General features: G+C 69.6%; 21 protein-coding genes. 6 read left to right on the forward strand and 15 right to left on the reverse strand.

Annotation, left to right across the window (positions count from 1 at the left end; translation table 11 throughout):
* Nucleotides 1-187: 187 nt before the first annotated feature.
* Nucleotides 188-943, forward strand: a complete 756-nt coding sequence (locus BA022_RS16435; protein WP_088888173.1) for a 5'-methylthioadenosine/adenosylhomocysteine nucleosidase — start codon at nucleotides 188-190, stop codon at nucleotides 941-943.
* A 213-nt stretch (nucleotides 944-1,156) separates the two neighbouring features.
* On the opposite strand, the gene corA is transcribed toward BA022_RS16435, so the two are convergent.
* From corA to tsaB, 9 genes are all read right to left on the reverse strand, one after another.
* Nucleotides 1,157-2,143, reverse strand: coding sequence for a magnesium/cobalt transporter CorA (corA, locus tag BA022_RS16440; protein ID WP_015914531.1), 987 nt, complete (start codon nucleotides 2,141-2,143; stop codon nucleotides 1,157-1,159).
* Nucleotides 2,144-2,374: 231 nt separating this feature from the next.
* The gene (locus BA022_RS16445; RefSeq protein ID WP_228403640.1) at nucleotides 2,375-2,674 is read right to left on the reverse strand and encodes a hypothetical protein; all 300 of its coding nucleotides are present in this window, start codon (nucleotides 2,672-2,674) and stop codon (nucleotides 2,375-2,377) included.
* 29 nt (nucleotides 2,675-2,703) lie between these two features.
* Nucleotides 2,704-2,958, reverse strand: coding sequence for a sulfur carrier protein ThiS (gene thiS / locus BA022_RS16450; protein ID WP_088888175.1), 255 nt, complete (start codon nucleotides 2,956-2,958; stop codon nucleotides 2,704-2,706).
* Between the two features lie 89 nt (nucleotides 2,959-3,047).
* Nucleotides 3,048-4,337, reverse strand: a complete 1,290-nt coding sequence (locus tag BA022_RS16455) for an NAD(P)/FAD-dependent oxidoreductase (protein WP_088888176.1) — start codon at nucleotides 4,335-4,337, stop codon at nucleotides 3,048-3,050.
* Nucleotides 4,338-4,460: 123 nt separating this feature from the next.
* The gene (locus tag BA022_RS16460; RefSeq protein WP_088888177.1) at nucleotides 4,461-6,308 is read right to left on the reverse strand and encodes an aldehyde ferredoxin oxidoreductase family protein; all 1,848 of its coding nucleotides are present in this window, start codon (nucleotides 6,306-6,308) and stop codon (nucleotides 4,461-4,463) included.
* 40 nt (nucleotides 6,309-6,348) lie between these two features.
* Entirely contained in the window at nucleotides 6,349-6,843 is a 495-nt protein-coding gene (locus BA022_RS16465) for a 4Fe-4S dicluster domain-containing protein (RefSeq protein WP_047351546.1), read from the reverse strand.
* Between the two features lie 194 nt (nucleotides 6,844-7,037).
* On the reverse strand, nucleotides 7,038-7,811 hold the full coding sequence (locus tag BA022_RS16470) for a uracil-DNA glycosylase family protein (protein WP_088888178.1): 774 nt from the start codon (nucleotides 7,809-7,811) through the stop codon (nucleotides 7,038-7,040).
* Nucleotides 7,808-8,284, reverse strand: a complete 477-nt coding sequence (rimI, locus tag BA022_RS16475) for a ribosomal protein S18-alanine N-acetyltransferase (protein WP_011807026.1) — start codon at nucleotides 8,282-8,284, stop codon at nucleotides 7,808-7,810. Before rimI ends, BA022_RS16470 begins: the two co-directional genes overlap by 4 nt.
* Entirely contained in the window at nucleotides 8,281-8,991 is a 711-nt protein-coding gene (gene tsaB, locus BA022_RS16480) for a tRNA (adenosine(37)-N6)-threonylcarbamoyltransferase complex dimerization subunit type 1 TsaB (RefSeq protein WP_088888179.1), read from the reverse strand. Before tsaB ends, rimI begins: the two co-directional genes overlap by 4 nt.
* 50 nt (nucleotides 8,992-9,041) lie before the next feature.
* Between tsaB and dacB the strand changes: the two genes are divergently transcribed.
* From dacB to BA022_RS16495, 3 genes are all read left to right on the forward strand, one after another.
* Nucleotides 9,042-10,523 (forward strand): D-alanyl-D-alanine carboxypeptidase/D-alanyl-D-alanine endopeptidase, encoded by a 1,482-nt coding sequence (gene dacB / locus BA022_RS16485; RefSeq protein ID WP_418236097.1) that lies wholly within the window; start codon nucleotides 9,042-9,044, stop codon nucleotides 10,521-10,523.
* Nucleotides 10,524-10,708: 185 nt separating this feature from the next.
* A complete protein-coding gene (locus BA022_RS16490) occupies nucleotides 10,709-11,848 on the forward strand; it encodes an SGNH/GDSL hydrolase family protein (protein ID WP_088888181.1) in 1,140 nt (379 codons plus the stop codon).
* A 34-nt stretch (nucleotides 11,849-11,882) separates the two neighbouring features.
* Nucleotides 11,883-12,557: an OmpW/AlkL family protein gene (locus tag BA022_RS16495; RefSeq protein WP_088888182.1), complete on the forward strand. Its 675-nt coding sequence runs from the start codon at nucleotides 11,883-11,885 to the stop codon at nucleotides 12,555-12,557.
* Nucleotides 12,558-12,778: 221 nt separating this feature from the next.
* On the opposite strand, the gene BA022_RS16500 is transcribed toward BA022_RS16495, so the two are convergent.
* The 6 genes from BA022_RS16500 to BA022_RS16525 all read right to left on the reverse strand — a co-directional run bounded on the left by BA022_RS16500 (nucleotide 12,779) and on the right by BA022_RS16525 (nucleotide 17,614).
* A complete protein-coding gene (locus tag BA022_RS16500; RefSeq protein ID WP_015914520.1) occupies nucleotides 12,779-13,732 on the reverse strand; it encodes an SGNH/GDSL hydrolase family protein in 954 nt (317 codons plus the stop codon).
* Between the two features lie 72 nt (nucleotides 13,733-13,804).
* On the reverse strand, nucleotides 13,805-14,803 hold the full coding sequence (locus BA022_RS16505; protein WP_088888183.1) for an L-threonylcarbamoyladenylate synthase: 999 nt from the start codon (nucleotides 14,801-14,803) through the stop codon (nucleotides 13,805-13,807).
* A gap of 11 nt (nucleotides 14,804-14,814) precedes the next feature.
* Nucleotides 14,815-15,990, reverse strand: a complete 1,176-nt coding sequence (locus BA022_RS16510; RefSeq protein WP_088888184.1) for a 5-(carboxyamino)imidazole ribonucleotide synthase — start codon at nucleotides 15,988-15,990, stop codon at nucleotides 14,815-14,817.
* Complete coding sequence (gene purE, locus BA022_RS16515; protein WP_088888185.1) at nucleotides 15,987-16,484, reverse strand: 5-(carboxyamino)imidazole ribonucleotide mutase; 498 nt, start codon at nucleotides 16,482-16,484, stop codon at nucleotides 15,987-15,989. The genes BA022_RS16510 and purE overlap by 4 nt, the downstream gene beginning before the upstream one ends.
* Before the next feature lie 71 nt (nucleotides 16,485-16,555).
* On the reverse strand, nucleotides 16,556-16,897 hold the full coding sequence (locus tag BA022_RS16520) for a ribbon-helix-helix domain-containing protein (RefSeq protein ID WP_015914516.1): 342 nt from the start codon (nucleotides 16,895-16,897) through the stop codon (nucleotides 16,556-16,558).
* A 135-nt stretch (nucleotides 16,898-17,032) separates the two neighbouring features.
* Nucleotides 17,033-17,614 carry a DJ-1/PfpI family protein gene (locus tag BA022_RS16525; protein ID WP_088888186.1) on the reverse strand — a complete coding sequence of 194 codons (582 nt, stop codon included), beginning with the start codon at nucleotides 17,612-17,614 and terminating at the stop codon, nucleotides 17,033-17,035.
* A gap of 184 nt (nucleotides 17,615-17,798) precedes the next feature.
* Here BA022_RS16525 and trxA point away from each other — a divergent pair, with 184 nt between their 5' ends.
* Together trxA and BA022_RS16535 are read left to right on the forward strand one after the other, a co-directional pair.
* Complete coding sequence (gene trxA, locus BA022_RS16530) at nucleotides 17,799-18,707, forward strand: thioredoxin (protein ID WP_088888187.1); 909 nt, start codon at nucleotides 17,799-17,801, stop codon at nucleotides 18,705-18,707.
* Nucleotides 18,708-18,730: 23 nt separating this feature from the next.
* Complete coding sequence (locus BA022_RS16535) at nucleotides 18,731-19,573, forward strand: YbaY family lipoprotein (protein ID WP_088888188.1); 843 nt, start codon at nucleotides 18,731-18,733, stop codon at nucleotides 19,571-19,573.
* Nucleotides 19,574-19,660: the final 87 nt, after the last annotated feature.

The raw sequence follows: 19,660 nt of genomic DNA on the forward strand, positions 1-19,660 counted from the left end.
CCGTTGCCCCGCCAAAGTGGCCTCTGCGGCGTTGCAAAGGCTCGCCGGGCCACCAGCCCGGCTGCGCTTTGCGCCTTGCATCCGCCGCTTTGGCGGGGCAACGGGCTCCATGAAAAGCTCGTGAACACGTTCGTACATTCCCCCAGCCGGGATAATCCCGGCTTTTTTACGTCCGGCCCTCACCCTCATGACCACTGCCATCCTCAGCGCCCTGCCCGAAGAGCAGGGCGGCCTCATGCACGCCCTGCAGCAACCTGAGCAACTGGAGCATGCGGGCCGCGTCTTCTGGCGCGGCCACCTGCATGGGCAGCCCGTGGTGCTGGCACTGTCGGGCATTGGCAAGGTGGCGGCGGCCACCACGGCCGCAGCGCTGGCCGAGCGCTTTGGCGTGGCGCGCATGGTGTTCACCGGCGTGGCCGGCGGCGTGGGCGAGGGCGTGCAAGTGGGCGATGTGGTGGTCGCGCAGGACTACCTGCAGCATGACTTTGATGCCTCGCCCATCTTCCCGCGCTGGGAAGTGCCGGGCTACGGCCGTGCGCGCATGGACTGCGATGCGGCGCTGAATGCTCTGCTTTTGGAAGCTGCTCGCGCTTACCTGGCGGACGCTGGAGCCCATTTCGTTGCTGATCTTCCCAACGCTGCGCGCGCCCCGCAGGTGCACCACGGCCTGATGGCCAGCGGCGACCGCTTCGTCTCCACGGCGCAGGAATCCAGCGCGTTGCGCGCGGCGCTGCTGGCGTCGGACCACGACGTGCTGGCCGTGGAGATGGAAGGCGCCGCCGTGGCCCAGGTCTGCCGCGACTACGCCCTGCCGTTTGCGGCGGTGCGCACCATCTCCGACCGCGCGGACGACAGTGCGCATGTCGACTTCGCCCACTTCGTGCAGAACGTGGCCAGCCGCTATGCGGACCACATCGTGCAGCGCTTCGTGCGGATGCTCTGAAAACAGGAGCTATCAGCGCTTGCTATATAAGCGCTAGAGGCCAATTTCTTCAAAACTGTCACACGCCTCGACAGTCCGATGGCCGCGGAGCAGGCCGCCCCAGCGGACGCCGTGGAACGGGCTTCGCCAGGCCACCGGCGTCGTCCCCCTTCCCGCAGCGCGCAGCGGTGCGAGAGAAGGGGGAAGCGGCGCAGCCGCTCAGGGGAATGTTCCCTATTTCAACCAGCCCCGCTTGCGGAAGTACAGCATCGGCCCCAGCGCGCTGGCCACCATCAGTGCCAGCACGTAGGGGTAGCCGTACTGCCAGTCCAGCTCGGGCATGAACTTGAAGTTCATGCCGTAGACGCTGGCGATCAGCGTCGGTGGCAGCAGGGCCACGCTGGCCACGGAGAAGATCTTGATGATCTTGTTCTGGTTGATGTTGATGAAACCGACCGTGGCGTCCATCAGGAAGTTGATCTTGTCGAACAGGAAGGCCGTGTGGCTGTCCAGCGACTCGATGTCGCGCAGGATCTGGCGCGCGTCCTCGAACTGCTCGGAGCTGAGCATGCGGCTGCGCATCATGAAGCTCACCGCGCGGCGCGTGTCCATCACGTTGCGGCGGATGCGGCCGTTCAAGTCCTCCTGCCGCGCAATGGCCGCCAGCACCTCGCCGGCGCGTGCGTCGGTCACGTTGCCGGCCAGCACCTGGGTGCTCACCTCTTCCAGGTCGTCGTAGATGCCCTCCAGCGTATCGGCGGAATACTCGGCATCGGTGTCGAAGAGGCTCAGCAGCACGTCCTTGGCATCGTCGATCAGGCCGGGGGCGCGGCGTGCGCGCATGCGCAGCAGGCGAAAGACGGGGATGTCCTCGTCGTGGATGGAAAACAGCACGCCCTTGCTCTTGAGGGTGTCGTTGACCAGGTTCAGGATGAAAGCCACGCGGGCCGAGGCGGGCTCGTCGTCCACATCCACCAGAAAGTCGCTGCGGATGTGCAGCTCGCCGTTGTCTTCCTCGTAAAAGCGCGCGGACTCTTCGATGTCCTCGTCCATCGCATCTTCGGGGATGGACAGGCCGTAGTGCTGCTTGATCCAGCGCTTTTCTTCCAGCGTGGGGGACTCCAGGTCCACCCAGATCGGCTGAAAGCGCGCCAGCTCTTCCAGGGACTCGATTTCTTCCTGGACGAGCCGGCCGTTGGCGAGCGTAAAGATGTTGAGCATGGCTCACTCTCCCGGTTGTCTTGTGGCGTCTGCAAAAGGGGCGGGGGGCGCTTTCAGTCCCTTCGGCATGTCAATGGGCCGGGAGGCTGAAAGCTACCAACTAGGGTAGGTTTCCACGGAGCTGTCTCCATACGTTGTGCAAGACGGGAATTATCGCATCCGCTCCCCAATGGAAGCACCGCCGCATGACACGTTCTTGGCGCCTTTTCGGGGGAAAGGCGCCGCACCGCATCACCCCCCGCCGCGGTGCGTGTGCAGGTCCAGGTGCCGCATGAAAGCCTGGCGCTCGGCGGGCGGGACGCCGTCGAACGCAAAGTGCAGGTGCAGCGTGGGCAGGCGCAGCAGCGCGATCTGGCGCGCAGGCCCCGGCGCCCACTGCAGCGTGAGCGCGCCCCCCGCGAGCGCGATGCGTACCTGGGCGTCGCCCTGTGCGGCCCAGTCGTGCCCCGCCAGCGCCCGCTGCAGCAGCCGCTGCCATTCGGCGGGCGCGCAGCTCATGTCGCGCGTGAAGTGGTCAGGCCAATCGCTCAAAAGGTGCGGGGAGGGTAGGAGGCTGCGATTCAGCCGCCGGCGATCGGCGGCCAGATGGCGAGCGCGTCGCCCTCGTGCAGCGTGGTGGTGGCGCGCGCCGCGGGGGCGATGTAGCGGCCGTTGACCAGCACCAGGTGCACCATGTCCGGCGGCAGGCGGAAAGGCGCGATGATCTGGCTGATGCTCTGCGTGGGGGCGACTTCCAGCGCCATCTGGTTGCCTGGGCGCACCTCGGGCGGCAGGTAGTCGGTGAGCGAGGCAAAGAGCTTGAAAGTGATGCGCATGTGCCTATCCGGTTTTCATGCCAAATCAGCCGTTTGCGCTTGTGGGATAAGCGCTGACAGCTACTTTTAGCATAGCAAATTCCCTGGCCTCAGCGCCGGCGCGCGTCCTGTGCGCCGCTCCAGTGCCCCTGCGCCTGGGCGCAGGCCAGGTAGGCCTCCATCAGCCGCGTGGGGTCGCGGCGCAGGTGTTCCTTCCAGGGGCCCAGGCGCACCTGGCCTTCCACCAGGCCGCGCATGGCGCCCACGTGCTGCGTCATGCCCACGGAGTTGCAGCCGATGAGCCGGTCGCCCTCGAACTGCAGGCTCAGGTGTTTGCCGGCCGCCGCGTCGGTCAGCGCCACCTGTTCGCCGCCGGGCACGCCCTGCCAGTTGCCGAAGCTGGTGGAGATGAGCCCCAGCGTGTCCAGCACGTTGATCTGCGTGACCACCGCCAGCGCCGCGGGAAGCCCCAGCATGTTGAGCGCCGCCACGCGCGCCTGCTCGGCCGCGTTGGGCTGGATGGCGCTGACCACGGTCTTGCGCGTGAAAGGGTCGAACGCCTCGGCGCAGTCGCCCGCGGCATAGATGCCGGGCACGTTGGTCTGCATGCGCTCGTCGGTCAACACGCCCTGCAGGCAGGTGACGCCACTGCCCGCCAGAAAGCCAATGGCCGGGCGCACGCCCGTGGCGCTGATGACGAGGTCGGCATCCAGCACCCTGCCGCCCGACAGGTGCACGCGCAGCGCGTCGCCGCCTTCACCTTGTGCGCGGGCGATGCGTTCGACCTTGTGGCCCGTGAACACCTGCACGCCCTGGCGCTCGCACCAGTCGCGGATCATGCCGCCGGCCACCGCGCCCATCATGCGCGGGACCATGCGGTCGCCCATCTCGACCACGCTGAGCTGCACGCCGCGCTTTTGCAACGCCTCCATGATGATGCAGCCGATGAAGCCCGCGCCCATTTGCAGCACGCGCGCGCCGCGCCGGGCGCGCGCGGCGATGGCACGCGCATCGGCCAGCGTCCAGCAGGTCTGCACGCCCGGCAGGTCCAGCCCGGGGATGGGCGGGCGCACGGGGTGGGAGCCGGTGGCGATGAGCAGCCGGTCGAAAGCCAGCGTGACGCCACCCTCCAGCGTGACGGTGCGGGCCTGCACATCCACGCCCGCGGCGCGCGCGCTCAGGCGGTCGATGCGCTGCTGTGCGAAGTGGTCGGCGCGCTTGCGCAGGTAGGTGCCGCGCTCGTCGATGTCGCCCACCAGCAGGTAGGGGATGGCCATGCGCGAGTAGGGCGGCTCGGCCTCGTCGCCCACGAGGGTGATGCGGTCGCCCGGCGCATGCTTGCGCAGGGTTTCCGCGGCGATGACGCCGGCCGGGCCGGCCCCGAGGATCAGGTGGTGCATAGGGATGCTCGGTTGCTGCAGTATTGATAGCTGCTAACGCAGGATAGGTATGCGCTGCATGCCGATTTGCCTTTTATCCTTGCGCCGCGGGCAGGCCCCTGCCGTGGCCCGCGGCAGGTGGCCTCACAGTCCCAGGCGCGCGCGCGTCTCGGGTGTGGGCCGGCCTTCGGGGTCCCAGCCGCGCACGGCGTAATACTTGGGCAGCATTTCGGGCAGGTGGCTCACCGTGCCCTTGGAGCCGCCGGTCTTGGCCGCCTCGGTCAGCAGGCGCCGGGGCAGGCTGTCGTCGGCCTTGGTGAAGCCGGCGGCGTTGTTGAACTCGCGCTCCATGTTCCAGATGCGCTCGCCGATCTTCTCCAGCTCCGGCACCGTGAAGCCTTCGTCGCACGCCGCCTGCAGTTGAGGGGCGAGGTCGGGCAGGCTCCAGGCGAAGGTGGTGAAGATGCACACGCCGGCCGAGTCAAACGCCGCCGTCGCATCCTGGAAAGCCTTGACCAGCTCGGGCTTGCCCTCGGTGGCCGTAGGCTCGGTCTTGACGGGGATGCCCAGGATCTCGGACGCGATGGTGTAGCCGCGCAGGTGGCAGCCGCCGCGGTTGCTGGTGGCGTAGGCCAGGCCGATGCCCTGGATGGCGCGGCCGTCGTAGGCGGGGAACTCCTGGCCCTTGGAGGACATGGACAAATCAGGATGGCCGTACTTGGTGCACAGGCGCTTGGAGCCCTGGCCCACCTCCTTGCCAAAGCCGCGGCCGTGGATGGTTTCTTCGGCCAGGAAGGCCAGCGCCTTGGCCGAGCCGAAGGGCGCCTCAATGCCGATCTGCTCGCGGGTGAGCACGCCCATTTCGTACAGCTCCATCACCGCGCCCACGGTGGCGCCGAAGCTGATGGGGTCGATCCCTTGCTCGTTGCACAGCAGGTTCACGTACTGCAGGCATTCCAGGTCGTTCACGCCGTTGGCCGCACCCAGGGCCCAGGCGGCCTCGTATTCCAGGCCGCCGCTGGCGCCCCAGTACTGCGGCTTGTTGACCACGGTGAAGTGCGTCTCGTCGATCTTGCTGATGCGCCCGCAGGCGATGGTGCAGCCAAAGCACGCCTGGTTGGTCACCAGGTGCTTCTTGCCGTCGCTGGCGCGCGGCGTGGCCATGGCCTCGGCGGAGATGTCCTTGGCGCCTTCGAACTGCACGTCGCGGTGGTTGCGCGTGGGCAGGGCGCCCACCTCGTTGATCACGTTCATCAGCACCTGCGTGCCGTAGGTGGGCAGGCCCTGGCCGGTGACGGCGTTGTCGTGCAGGATCTTCTTGCGCGCGAAGGTCTCGGCCATGAAGGCCTTGGGATCGCGGATGTTGCCCACGCCCTTGGTGCCGCGCACGGCGATGGCCTTGAGGTTCTTGCTGCCCATGACCGCGCCCACGCCCGAGCGGCCCGCGGCGCGGTGCAGGTCATTGACCACGGCGGCGAACAGTACCTGGTTCTCGCCCGCGCGGCCGATGCCGGAGATGCGCGTGAGCGGGTCCTGCAGCGTGGTCTTGAGGTGCTCCTCGGTCTCCCACACGCTCTTGCCCCAGAGGTCGGCGGCGTCGCGCAGCTCGGCCACGTCGTCGTTGATGTACAGGTACACGGGCTTGGGGGACTTGCCTTCGAAGATGACCATGTCCCAGCCGGCCATCTTCAGCTCGGCACCCCAGTAGCCGCCCGAGTTGGAGCAGGCGATGGCGCCGGTGAGCGGCCCCTTGGTGATGACGGTGTAGCGCCCGCCCGTGGAGGCCATGGTGCCCGTGAGCGGACCCGTGGCCCAGATGATCTTGTTGTCCGGCGACAGCGGGTCGACCTGGGGGTCGATCTCGCTGACCAGGTACTTGGTGCCCAGGCCGCGCGAACCCAGGTACTGGCGTGCCCAGTCCATGTTCAGCGGCTCGGGGGTAACGGTGCCCGCGCTCAGGTTGACGCGCAGAATCTTGCCAGCCCAGGACATGATGTGTGCTCCTTGATTGATAGCTGCTAGCGTTTGGTGGTCAAGCGCCAGCGGGCTGATTGGCTTGATTGCCCAGCTTGTCGGCCCATTGCTTCATGCGCTCCAGGCCGGTCCAGTTGGCGTCGATGTAGGTGATGGCCGTGGTCGGGCAGGCCTCCACGCAGGCCGGGCCCTCGGCGCGGTCGTGGCACAGGTCGCACTTTTGCACCTTGCCCGTGTCGGCCACGTAGTTGATGGTGCCGAAGGGGCAGGCGATGGTGCAGACCTTGCAGCCCACGCAGGTGGACTCGGACACGATCTTGGCGCCGCTCAGCTTGTCCACCGTGATCGCCTCCACCGGGCAGGCGTGCAGGCACCAGGCCTCGTCGCACTGGGTGCAGGTGTAGGGCACCTTCTTGCCCGTGGTATGGAAGTCGAACACCTTGATGCGCGATTTGGCGGTGGCGTAGACGCCGTAGTTCTCGAAAGAGCAGGCCATCTCGCACTGCAGGCAGCCGGTGCACTTGTCGGCGTTGATGTGCAACACCTTTTGCATGAATGTCTCCTTGGGTACCGGCGCCCAGGGCAGGGGACGCCTTGCCTATGAAAAGATTTGCATAGGTATTGTGGGCAGCCCAGGGGAGGGGACTTGCAGAGGGGAAACCCGCGTCGGGTATTGGGTGCGCGCCGTACCCCGCCAGGCGCGTGCCGGGCGGGCCGTCCGGTCGCGGCGGATCAGGGTGCGGCGGGTCAGGGTGCGGTGCTGCGCCGCACCAGGGCCAGCGCGCGGCACAGGTCGGCCCAGGCGGCGGCCTTGGCATCGGGTGCGCGCAGCAGGTAGGCGGGGTCGTAGCTCACCACGGCGGGCGTGCCGTCTGGCAGGTGGTGCGCGGTGGCGCGCAGGCGCCCCAGGGGCTCGCGGCTGCCCAGCACCACGCGCGCCGCGCCCAGGCCCAGCACCAGCACCAGGGAGGGGCGCAGCGTCTGCAGCGCCTGTTGCAGGCCGGCGGCGGGCTCCAACCCCTCGGCGGTCAGGCCCGGCGCGTGCCGGTTCAGCGTGGCGACGAAGGTGCGCGGGTGCCGGTGCAGGCGCATGGCGCGCAGCATGTTGTCCAGCAGGCGGCCGCTGTCGCCCGCCAGCGGCTCGGCTGGCGTGGGGCTTTCCAGCACCACCAGCCAGCCGGCGCCCAGCTCGGGCGGAACGGCCTGGGCGTCGGCCTGCGGGTACAGCGCCACGGGCGCGCGCAGCAGCAGGCCGGTGGGCGCGGCGCCGGCCGTGCGCGGCTCGGACGCGGGTGCGGCAGGGGCAGCGGCATGCGCGGGCTGGCGCGGGGCGGATGGCGCGGCTGGCGTGGGTTGTGCGTGCAGCACTGGCGTGGGCGCGGCGGCGGATGCGATGGCCGCTTCCGCTTGCGCAGGCGCGGCCACTGGGGGCGGCAGCGGGCGTGCGGGCGGCGGCGCCCAGACGGTGACGCCCATCTCTTGCAGCATGGCGCGTTGGCGCGCGTCCAGGGACAGGCTCATAGCAGCAGGCTCATCACCACGGCGTCCTCGCGCTCGCCGTCCGCGGCGGGGTAGTAGCGCTTGCGCTCGCCCACACGGCGGTAGCCGTGGACTTCATAGATGCGCCGCGCGCGCTCGTTGCTCGCGCGCACCTCCAGCCACAGCCATTGCGCGCCCTGGCCGCGCGCCCACACGGCCAGCGCGTCCAGCATCACATGGGCCCAGCCCTGGCGCTGGAAGGCGGGCGCCACGGTGATGTTGAGCAGGTGCACCTCGTCCACGCCGCGCATGGCGACGAAGTAGCCCAGGATCTGTCCATCGGCCACGAGCAACTGGGCCTGGTAGCCGGCGGCCATGGCGTCGATGAAGTTGCCGCGTGTCCAGGGATGGCTATAGGCGCTGTTCTCGATGGCCAGGAGCGCATCCAGCCGCGCGGGCGTCAGCGGCTCAAAGGCGGCTTCGAAGGCGTGGGGGGGCTGGACGATGGCGCTCATGTCTGGGGGGCCGGCGCGGCTTGGCGGGCGGCTTCTCGCTCGGCGGTGGTTTGCGCCACTTTATCGCGGATGTAGCGCGGCAGCGCTGCGTCGGCCGCCACGCCCGCGCCCGCGGCCAGCAGCGCCGGTGTCAGCCGCAGCAGGGCCGCCGCCGTAGGCAGGGCGTGCATGTGCGGGGCCTGCGGCGCGAGGCGCTCGCCATAGGCGGCGTGGGCATTGCCGGCAACCGTCCAGCCATCCGCCACGGCCAGGGCCTCGGGCGCCAGCAGCTGGAAGTCCTGCGGCACCTGCCAGCGGCCGTCGGCCTGCCACTCAAAGGGTGCCGCGTAGACCTCGTTCATACGGGCGTCCAGCGTCGCCACCACCCGCGTGCAGCCGTGCTGCGCGCGGGCCTCTTCGGCCACGGCGAGCAGCGTGTCCACCGGCAGCACGGGAACGCCTTGCCCGCCGCGCGCGCCAAAGGCCAGGCCCTGGGCCACCGCGCACGCGGTGCGCAGCCCCGTGAACGAGCCCGGGCCGCGCCCGAACACCACGGCATCCAGCTGATCGAACGACAGTCCGGCCTGCGCGAGCAAGTCGCGGATGGCCGGGATCAGCGTGGCCGAGGCCTGTGCGCCGCCGGCGCCGCTGTGCTGCCACACGCGCGCGCCGTGTTGCACGGCGATGGACAGCGCGTCGGTACTGGTGTCGAAGGCAAGCAGGTTCATGGAGGGCGTGATTATCGGCTGCGCGCCAAGCCATGGCGGGGCGGGCGGCCATGGCGCCCCCTAAACTTGCCGCCATGTCGTTTTCTTTCCTTGGGCAGGCCCGCCGCCTGCGCTGTGCGGCCGGGTGGGCGCTGGCCCTGGCCTTCCTGACGCCCTGGGCGGGCGCCCAGCCTGTGCCCGCCGATGCATCGGCCTTGCCCCCTTCCGTCGAGGCCGCGCTGCAGCGCGCCAAGGTGCCGCGCGAAGCACTCTCCGCCTTGGTGGTGGAGGTCGAGGGGCGCCAGCCGCGCCTGGCCCACCGCGCCGATGCGCCCGCCAACCCGGCCTCGGTCATGAAGCTGGTCACGACGTATGCGGCGCTGGACCTGCTGGGGCCGGCATTCACCTGGGACACGCCCGTGTACCTGGACGCCGCGCCCCAGGGCGGCAGCCTGCGCGGCAACGTGTACATCAAGGGGCAGGGCGACCCCAAGCTGGTGGTGGAGCGCCTGTGGCTGCTCATGCGCCGCCTGCGTGCGACGGGGGTCGAGGTGATCCTGGGCGACATCGTGCTGGACCGCAGCGCCTTCGCGCTGCCGGCGCACGATCCGGCGCTGTTCGACGGCGAGCCCTGGCGTCCCTACAACGCCGCGCCCGACGCGCTGCTGCTCAACTACAAGGCGGTGTCCATCGGCTTCGTGCCGGATCTGGCGGCCGGCGTGGCGCGGCTGCGCTATGAGCCGCCGCTGGCCCAGGTGGAACTGCCCGCCACCGTGCCGCTGGCGGCGCAGGGCGCGGCCTGCGGCGATTGGCGTGCAGGGCTGCGGGCGGATTTCGCGGACCCTGCGCGCATCGCCTTCCAGGGCGTGTACCCGGCGGCCTGCGGCGAACGCGAGTGGTCCATCGCACCGGCCGACCCCGGCGGCTACGCGGCGCGCGCGGTGGAAGGCATGTGGCGCGAACTGGGCGGCAAGCTCACCGGCCGCGTGCGCGACGGCAAGGTGCCCGCGGGGCTGGCGCCGGCATTCGGCAGTACCTCGCCGCCGTTGTCGGAGGTGGTGCGCGACATCAACAAGTACAGCAACAACGTCATGACGCAGCAGGTGTTTTTGACGCTGGGGCTGCAAAAAGCCGGCGCAGGCAGCTTCGACCAGGCGCGCAGCGTGCTTGCACAGTGGTGGCGCCAGCGCCTGGGCGCCGCCGAGATGCCGGTGGTGGACAACGGCGCCGGCTTGAGCCGCGAGGCGCGCGTGAGCGCGCGGGCGCTTGCGCGCATGCTGCAGCATGCCTGGGCGTCGCCGGTGATGCCGGAATTCATGGCATCGCTGCCCATTGCCGGGGTGGACGGGACGCTGCGCCGCCGCCAGGGCCAGGCTGCGGGCTTCGCGCACCTCAAGACGGGTGCGCTGCGCGACGTGGTGGCGCTGGCCGGCTATGTGCATGCCGCGGGCGGCCGGCGCTATGTGCTGGTGGGCTTCGTCAACCACCCGAATGCCTCCGCGGCACGCCCGGCCCTGGACGCGCTGGTGGACTGGGCCGCGAGCGACCGCTGAGCCGGCGCAGCCGCCGTCCGCCATCGAACGCCCGGGCCGGCCCACCGGCAGACGTGTCGTGCTGCCCGCGCGGCGCGGCGGGATGCCTCCGATGTTGGTATTTACCCGCAGACGGCCTGTCGCGCTTCATCGGTAATATTCCTGAAAAAAACGAACGTTCGTTCTATTCATAACAGGAGTTCCTGATGAAACCACGCATGCAGTGGGTAGCCGTTGCCGTTTCCGCCGCCGTTCTGGCGGCCTGCGGGGGCGGCGGCGCCGACACCACGCCCGCCACGGCGGTCACCGCAGTCAAGGTGATGGGCGACAGCCTGGCGGACAGCGGCACCTTCGGGCTGAAGTTCACGGTCCAGGGCACGGCCCCTACGGGCGCGGGCTCCACGGCCATCTGGCCCGAGCGCGTGGCCGCCAGTTATGGCCGCACGCTGTGCCCGCACTATGTTTCCGCGGGAGGCAGCTTCAGCGCCAAGGCCGACTGCACCAACTACGCGGTAGGCGGCGGGCGCATCAACAACTTCACGGCGCCCACCTCGCCCGTGTCCATCCTCCAACAGCTCAAGGATGCGGGCGCCGCCGGCTATGCCGCGGGTGACCTGGTGCTCATCGACGGTGGCGGCAACGATGCGGCCGACCTGATCGGCGCCTACCTGGGGGCTTCAAGGGACGGCGGCAAGGCCTACGCGGCCCTGCTGGGCACGGTGCTGGACGCCGCCACGGTGAACAGCCTGCTCGCGGGCGGCGCCACCGGCATGGCCCAGGCAGGCGGCGCCTACATGCAGGCGCTGGCCACCCAGTTCGCGGCCACGATCAAGGCGCAGACGCTGGACAAGGGCGCGACGCGCGTGGCCGTGCTGAACATGCCCGGCGTGACGCTCACGCCCAAGTTCCGCATGGTGCTGGCATCCATTTCCGCCGCCAACGGCGCGGCGGCCGCGGCCCAGGCGCAGACGCTGTTCGATGGCTGGGTGCAGGCCTTCAACGCCAAGCTGGCCGCGGCGCTGGCGGGCGATGGGCGTCTCACCGTGGTGGATTTCTATGCCTCGTTCAAGGACCAGGCCGAGCATCCCGCGCAGTACGCCTACACCAACGTGACCACGCCGGCCTGCCCCGCTACCGGCGTGGGCAGCGACGGCCTGCCCACCTACAGTTTCCCCACCTGCACGGCGGCCGCGCTGTCGGCCATGACGCCGCCGGCCGGCGCCACCGGCGGGGCCGACTGGTGGAAGAGCTACGGCTTTGCCGACAGCTTCCACCCCACGCCCTTCGGCCATCAGCTGATGGGGCAACTGGTGTCGCGTTCGCTGTCCCAGGCGGGCTGGCTCTGAGCGCTTTTGCGCAGACATTTCTCACAACCGATCCATGACACAGCAATTCTTGCGGGCCGGCTGCGTGCTGGCCCTGGCCGCCGCGTGCGCTGCGGCCCAGGCCCAGCAGGCCGGTACGTTCAGTGTGCGCGCAGGCTTCACACGCATCATGCCGCAGACCAAAAGCGGCGACCTGAGCGAGCCGAGCTTTCCCCACACCCATGTGGACGTGGGTGCGGACACGGCACTCACAGGCGGCATCAACTACATGCTCACCGACCATTGGGCGCTGGACTTGCCCGTGGGCCTGCCGTTCCAGCATTCGTTCTACGGCGACGGCGCGATCGCCGGCGTGGGCAAGCTCGGCCAGACGAAGGTGGTGCCGGCCACGCTGTTCGCGCAGTACCGCTTCGGCGAGGCCCAGGCCGCGCTGCGGCCGTACCTGGGCTTGGGCGTGACCTACAGCAAGTTCTTCAAGAACCGCAGCACGGCGGCGCTGACGGCCGTCACGGGCGGCTCGCCCGCCAACCCCACCACGGCCCACATCGACAACAAATGGGGCTTTACGGCGCAGGTGGGTTTTGTCTGGAACTTCAGCGAGCGCTGGTTCCTGGACGTCGCGTACTACAAGAGCTTCCTCAAGACCACGGCCCACTTGTCCAGCGGCCAGAGCATCGGCATGCGGCTGAACCCCAACGTGGTGGCGGTGGGGGTGGGCTACCGGTTCTGAGAGCGCCCCAGGCGCCGAGGGAGGGGGCGCGCCGCGGGGTGCGCGAAGTGCCCCAGGTTTTCGTCTCCGAGGCTTGAAAGGCCGGCTCCTTGCGGGGCTGGCCTCTTTTTTTTGGGGGCTCTGACGATCAGGGGAGCGAACGGGGGCGGATGCGCCCCCGTGGCTGGCCGGCGCAGCACCGGTGTGGCCGCCGGCGGGTGCCCCGCGGGCGGCGTACTTGCTTACCAGCGGTTGCGCAGGCGGTCGTAGGCGTAGTTGCCGAATTCGCGGTGCGCGGCCGGAGTGATGTACACCTTGTCGGCGAACAGGAAGCGGTCCGGGTTGGCGTTGGGCAGCAGCGTGGCGGTGGTGCACAGCGCGGAGTTCACCTCGCCCGCGCCGATGCCGATGCCCGGGCCTGCGTCCACCGACGTGCACACGGGTGTGCTGCTGTCGGTGAAGCCGTACCCGCCGGGCGAGCCCTCGAACAGGTTCACGTAGTAGGCCACGTCCACGTAGAGCACGGTCTTGCCCATGTCCACGATGTTGACCAGCAGGTCGTCATTGAAGCGGCGGCTGGCGCTGCTGATGAGGCTTTCCTTCTTGATGGCCTTGGCCCAGGGTGTGCGGCTCAGGTCGTAGGTGCCGGTCATCAGGATGTGCTTGGCGCCCGCGTCCGACAGGCGGCGCACTTGCGCGGCCAGCTCCTGGCCTGCCTTGCCAGCGGCAGCCACGTACTGCTCTTCGGTGAGCGTTCCGGCCTGCACAGCGGCCATGCCGGCGATGATGTCGCTCCCACCGGCGCTCAGCATCACCAGATCGGTGTCGGCAAACTTGTTGGCAGCCAGGAACTGGTCGATCTGCTGCGTGACCGTGGGGGTGGCGGCGTTGCCTGCGGCGTCGGGGGTGGCCGTCACGCGGGCATTGCCCTGCGCGTAGCTCAAGCCGCCTGCCGACACGGGCTTCAAGGTGCCGCCGTAGTTGGAGGAAATGCGCAGCATCCAGTTGTTGATGCTGCCGTCGTTGATCGTGTAGCTGGAGCCCTTCTGGCCCACGTCGGCCAGGCCGTCGCCGAAGGCGATGAAGCGCTGGGGCGAGATTGCCGATTCAGTGCTGCTGGAACCGCAGGCCGCGAGCAGCGCGGCCGATGCACAGGCGGCGGCCACAAGAGTGCGGCGCATCCAATTTGCTGCCATGTATTTCTCCGATTGAAGTGGGCGAGAGTGTAACGAGGGTGCGGACAAGGCTTGTAGCTTGATGTAGGCGCGTCAGCCCGCGGCCGCGGCGCGCTGCAGGCGGTCGCGCACGCCTTCCCATGCGGGCGCATCGGGCGGCGTTTCGATCCAGATCAGCTTCACTCCGGCCTCGTCGAAGCCGCGCAGCGCGGCGAACAGCTGCTGCGCGGTGGCGGCGGCGTCATCGGGCATGCGCCGCACAAGGATCTTCGACGACGCCGCGCGCAGCGGCGCGCGTGCATACACGGCGATGTGGGCCGCGTCCGCCCCCAGCACATCCAGTCCGGCCTGCAGCTGCTTGGCGTCCATCAGGCGCACGCGCGCCGTTGGGGCGTAATGGGCTAAAAGTGTGCCTGAAGCCCGTGGGGTCAGCGCTGGCAGCTCTTCTTTCGATAGCGGTCGTTGGCCGCAGGCGCGCTGCACGTCCTCGCGCGAGATGGCGCCGGGGCGCAGCACCACGGGCACGCCGCGCGTGCAGTCGATGATGGTGGACTCGATGCCGACGGTGCAGGCGCCGCCGTCCAGCACCAGCAGGCCGTCGCCGAATTCCTCGGCCACATGCTGCGCGGTGGTCGGGCTCACGCGGCCGAAATGGTTGGCGCTGGGCGCGGCCACGCCCCACACGGGGGGCTCCAGCCGCTGGCAGGCCGCCAGCACGGCATGGGCCACGGCGTGCGCGGGGCAGCGCAGGCCCACGCTGTCCTGCCCGCCCGTGGAGGCCACGGCGGCGTGGGGCAGGCGCGGCAGGATGAGCGTGAGCGGGCCGGGCCAGAAGGCGTCGATGAGTTGCTGCGCGAACAGCGGCACTTCCTTGGCGTAGCGGGTGATGGCCGCGGCGTCGGCCACGTGCACGATCAGCGGGTGGCTGGCGGGGCGTCCCTTGGCGGCAAAGATCTGCGCCACGGCCGCGTCGTTGTCGGCGTCGGCCGCCAGGCCGTACACCGTCTCGGTGGGCAGGCCCAGCAGTTCGCCGCGCGCCAGGGCCTGCGCGGCGGCCTGCACCGAGGCGTCAAGGCGTCCATCCAGAATCATGCGGGCCTCGTTCAGAACGGCGCGATGCCGAGGAGGGCCGCCGCCTGCAGCGCCGTGGTGCGCACCGCCTCGGGCGTGGTGCCGGTGATGTTCAGGTGGCCCATCTTGCGGCCGCGCTTGGCCTCCACCTTGCCGTACAGGTGCAGGTGGCAGCCGGGCAGGGCCAGCACCGCATCCCACGCGGGGGGAGTCGGCGCCACGGGCTGGTCCCCCGTGAACCACAGGTCGCCCAGCAGATTGAGCATGATGGCGGGGCTGTGCAGGCGCGGCTGGACCAGCGGCAGGCCGGTCATGCAGCGCACCTGCAGCTCGAACTGCGAGACGTCGCACGCGTTCTGGCTGTAGTGGCCGCTGTTGTGCGGGCGCGGGGCGATCTCGTTGACCACCAACGTGCCGTCCTGCAGCACGAAGAACTCCACGCACAGCACGCCCACGTAGTTCAGACCGTCTGCTACTGATTTTGCAGCTATCAGCGCTTGACTGGTCTGCGCTGGAGGCAGATTTCCTTCGTAGACCTCGGTCACGGCCAGGATGCCGTCCCGGTGCAGGTTGCGCTGCACGGGCAGGTGCACCACGGTGCCGTCACGCCCGCGCGCGACGATGACGGAGCACTCGTGCGCCAGCGGCAGCATCTTTTCCAGCACGCAGGGCACGCGGCCCAGTTGCTCCCAGGCGCCGGCCAACTCGGCGGGCGTGGCCACGCGCACCTGGCCCTTGCCGTCGTAGCCCATGCGGGCGGTTTTCAGAATGCCCGGCAGCAGATCAGCGGGAACGGCGGCGAGCTGCGCGGCGGTTTCGATCACTGTATGCGGCGCCACGGGCACGCCGCACTGCACGAAGTGCGCCTTTTCGCGTGCGCGGTCCTGGGCGATGGCCACGGCGCTGCCGGCGGGCGACACCGGCAGGCTGCGCGCCAGGGTGTCCAGCGCGGCGGCGGGCACGTTTTCAAACTCGGTGGTCACGGCGGCGCAGGCGCGGGCCAGCGTGGCCAGGCCCTGCGGGTCTTCGTAGCCGGTGCGGATGTGGTGGTGGCTCACCAGGCCGGCGGGGCTGGCCGCGTCCTCGTCCAGCACCGCGGTGAAGTAGCCCATGGCCTGGGCGGCGTGCACGAACATGCGCCCCAGCTGCCCGCCGCCCAGCACGCCCAGCGTGGCGCCGGGCAGGATCACGGTCTGGCGCTCGTTCATGCGGACACCGGCGGCAGCGTCATGGCGCGGGCGGCGGCGGTCTGCTTGGCGCGGAAGGCGTCCAGCTGCTCGCGCAGCGCCGGGTTCTCGTTGGCCAGCAGCGCCACGGCGAACAGCGCCGCGTTGGCCGCGCCGGCCGCGCCGATGGCGAACGTGGCCACGGGCACGCCCTTGGGCATCTGCACGATGGAGTGCAGCGAGTCCACACCCTGCAGGTGGCGGCTGGCGACCGGCACCCCCAGCACCGGCACGGTGGTCTTGGCGGCGATCATGCCGGGCAGGTGCGCGGCGCCGCCGGCGCCCGCGATGATGGCCTTCAGGCCCCGGCCGGCGGCGGCCTCGGCGTAGCGGAACATGTCGTCGGGCATGCGGTGGGCGGAGACCACCTGCGCCTCGTGCGCGATGCCGAATTGCTGGAGGATGGCAACTGCGTGCTGCATGGTCTCCCAGTCGCTGCTGGAGCCCATGACCACGCCGATCTGGATGGGGTTCATGTGGGGGTGCGCGCGGTGCGCTCGCCGGGGGTGAAGCCCGCGATTTTACTTTTTGTGCGCCTGCCCGGGGGTCAATGCGCCAGCAGGGCGGCGCTGGCGCCCAGCGTGATCGAGCGGACGGGCACGCGCGCGTCGCGCGGAATCTCGCCGGACAGCTGCAGCGCCAGGTAGCGCGTGCAGCACACGCGCAGGAACGAGGTGAAGTTGTCCACCGCGCCGTGCTCGGCCACCAGCTCGTCGTAGAGCTTGGTGCACAGCTGGGCCACGCTGTAGCCGTCGCGCGCGGCGATCTCCTGCAGCACCTGCCAGAACAGGTTCTCCAGCCGGATGCTCGTGGCCACCCCGTGCAGCCGCACGGAGCGGGCGCGGTAGGCGTAGAGCTGCGGGTCGGCGCTGATGAAGACCTGGCACACGGCGGAACTCCTTCGGGCGTGGGGACGGCGGGCCATGGTGCGGCCCGCCGCTGGCGCCGTCAAGTCAGGAGATGTGTGCTTTAAAAATGATAGCTGCTTGCGCTTGATGGGTGAGCGCTGCAGCCCTTTTTGCCTTCAGAGCGTAATGCGCGTGCCCAGCAGCGCCAGGAACTGTGCGATCCACGCGGGATGCGCGGGCCAGGCGGGCGCGCTGACCAGGTTGCCCTCGGTGTGCGCCTGGTCCACGGGGATGTCGGCGTAACGGCCGCCGGCCAGTTCCACTTCGGCGCGGCAGGCGGGGTAGGCCGAGCAGGTGCGGCCCTTGAGCACGCCGGCACCCGCGAGGAGCTGGGCGCCGTGGCACACGGCGGCCACGGGCTTGCCCGCTTCGAAGAAATGGCGCACGGCGGCGCACACGGCGGCGTCGTTGCGCAGGTACTCGGGGCCGCGCCCGCCGGGGATCACCAGGGCGTCGTAGCTTTGCGCCTGGACGTCCGCGAACGTGGCGTTCAGGGTGAAGTTGTGGCCGGGCTTCTCGCTGTAGGTCTGTGCGCCCTCGAAGTCGTGGATGGCCGTCTTGATGTAGTCGCCCGCTTTCTTGCCCGGGCAGACCGCATGCACCGTGTGGCCCACGGCCTGCAGCGCCTGGAACGGCACCATGGTCTCGTAGTCCTCGCAGTAGTCGCCGCAGATCATCAGAATCTTCTTGCCTGCCATGGGAGTCTCCTTTGCTGTGGGTGGCTGGGGTACAGACCATTGTGGGCAGCCTGCAGGTGCGGCAGGTATTAACCCGCTACTACAAGGGGCCCTGCGGGCTTGTACCTGTGGCGCTCGAAATTTGCCGCAGAATCCCCGTCACCATTGACCGGCGCCGTGCGCCGCACTACCGGGACCGCTACACATGATCGACGTCACCCTAGAGAATTTTGAAACCGAGGTGGTTGCCGCCTCGATGCAAGTGCCCGTGCTGGTGGACTTCTGGGCACCTTGGTGCGGCCCCTGCAAGACGCTGGGCCCGGTGCTGGAGAAGCTGGAGGTGGAATACGCTGGCCGCTTCACCCTGGCCAAGATCGACTCCGACCAGGAGCAGCAGCTGGCCGCCATGTTCGGCATCCGCAGCATTCCCACCTGCGTGCTGATGATGAATGGCCAGCCCGTGGATGGCTTCATGGGCGCCCAACCCGAGAGCCAACTGCGCGCCTTCCTGGACAAGCATGTGCCCAGCGCCGAGGAGCTGCAGGCCGAGGAGCAGGAAGAGGAAGCCCTGGATGCGCTCGCCGAGGGCGATACCGAGGGTGCGCTGGAAAAGCTGCAGCACGCCGTCGCCACCGACCCGGCCAACGACGACGCGCGCTTTGACTACGTCAAGCTGCTGCTGCAGCTGGGCCGCGAAGACGACGCCAAGGTGGCCTTCGCGCCGGTCATCGCCAAGGCCGAGGTCTCGCGCCGCCTGGGGGCGCTCAAGGTGTGGATGGATGCTCTTGATTTCGTAGCTTCTAGCGCTTATGGGGCGGGCGCTGGAGCCGAATTTGATGCAAAAATTGCGGCCAACAAGCGCGACTTCGAGACGCGCTTTGCACGCGCACGCTGGCTCATGGCCCAGCAGCGCTGGCAGGAGGCCATGGACGAGCTGCTGGAAATTCTCATGCGCGACAAGGCCTGGAACGACGATGCCGCGCGCAAGGCCTACGTGGCCGTGCTGGAGATCATCGAGCCCCCGAAGGTCAAGGTGGCCGACGGGCAGATCCCGCCCGAGGACCCGGTGGTGGCCAGCTACCGGCGGCGCTTGTCCAGCGTGGTGCTGAGCTGACCCACGCCGGGGGCGGGCGCGCGGTGGCGGGACTGCAGCCGTTGCACGCGGCCGGGCGGGCGGCGCTGCTGCTGGCCGCCGCGTGGCTGGCCGGCTGCGCCACGGCCCCGGGGCCCGATGCGCAGATCTCCGGCACCGTGATCTCGCGCGAGCGGCTCTACGTGCCGCCCGACGCGCTGTTCGAGGCAGCGCTCGTGGACGTGACGCGCGAGGACTATCCGCCGCGGGTGCTGGGCCGCCAGCGCATCGACCCGGCCGGCCCGCTGCCCTACATGCTGCGCATTCCGTACCGCCAGGCAGACGTCCACGCCCAAGGCCGCTACGAGGTGCGCGCAGCGGTCATGCAGCAGGGGCGCCTGCTGCTGGACACACCCCGCGTGCACCCGGTGCTGATCGATCCGGCCTTCCGCCATGTGGACGTCATCCTGGCGCGCGTGCCAGCGCTGCAAGCCACGGCGGCCGCATCCGTGCCGTTGCGCCAGACCTACTGGAAACTCGTGGAGGTGGTGGACGATGCGCCGGTGGACGCGCCGGCCGAGGGGCAGGCCGCGGCCCATCTGGTGCTGCAGCGCGATGCGGGGCGCGTGAGCGGTTCGGGAGGGTGCAACCGTCTCGTGGGGCAGTACGTGCAAGAGGGCGGGCAACTGCGGCTGTCCCGCATGAGCGCATCCCTGCGCCTGTGCCTTGCGGGCGGCGGATCGGAGCCGGCCTTCTTCCAGTGCCTGGGCGCGGTGGCGTATTACCGGCAGCAAGGCCGGACGCTGGAGCTGCGCGGCGAGGACGGCACGCCCCTGCTGCGCTTCGTGGCCGAGGAATGGGGCGCGCCGCGGCCCGAGGACGACGAGCCACCCATGCAACCCCAGTGAGTGCGCTGCGACCCATGCCGCGGCGTTCGCCGTGGTTGATGCGGGTGCATGAAGAAAATTGGCCTCTAGCGCTTGGTGGGTGAGCGC

Origin of the sequence: Diaphorobacter nitroreducens, assembly GCF_002214645.1 — a bacterium.
Taxonomy (GTDB): domain Bacteria; phylum Pseudomonadota; class Gammaproteobacteria; order Burkholderiales; family Burkholderiaceae_C; genus Diaphorobacter; species Diaphorobacter nitroreducens.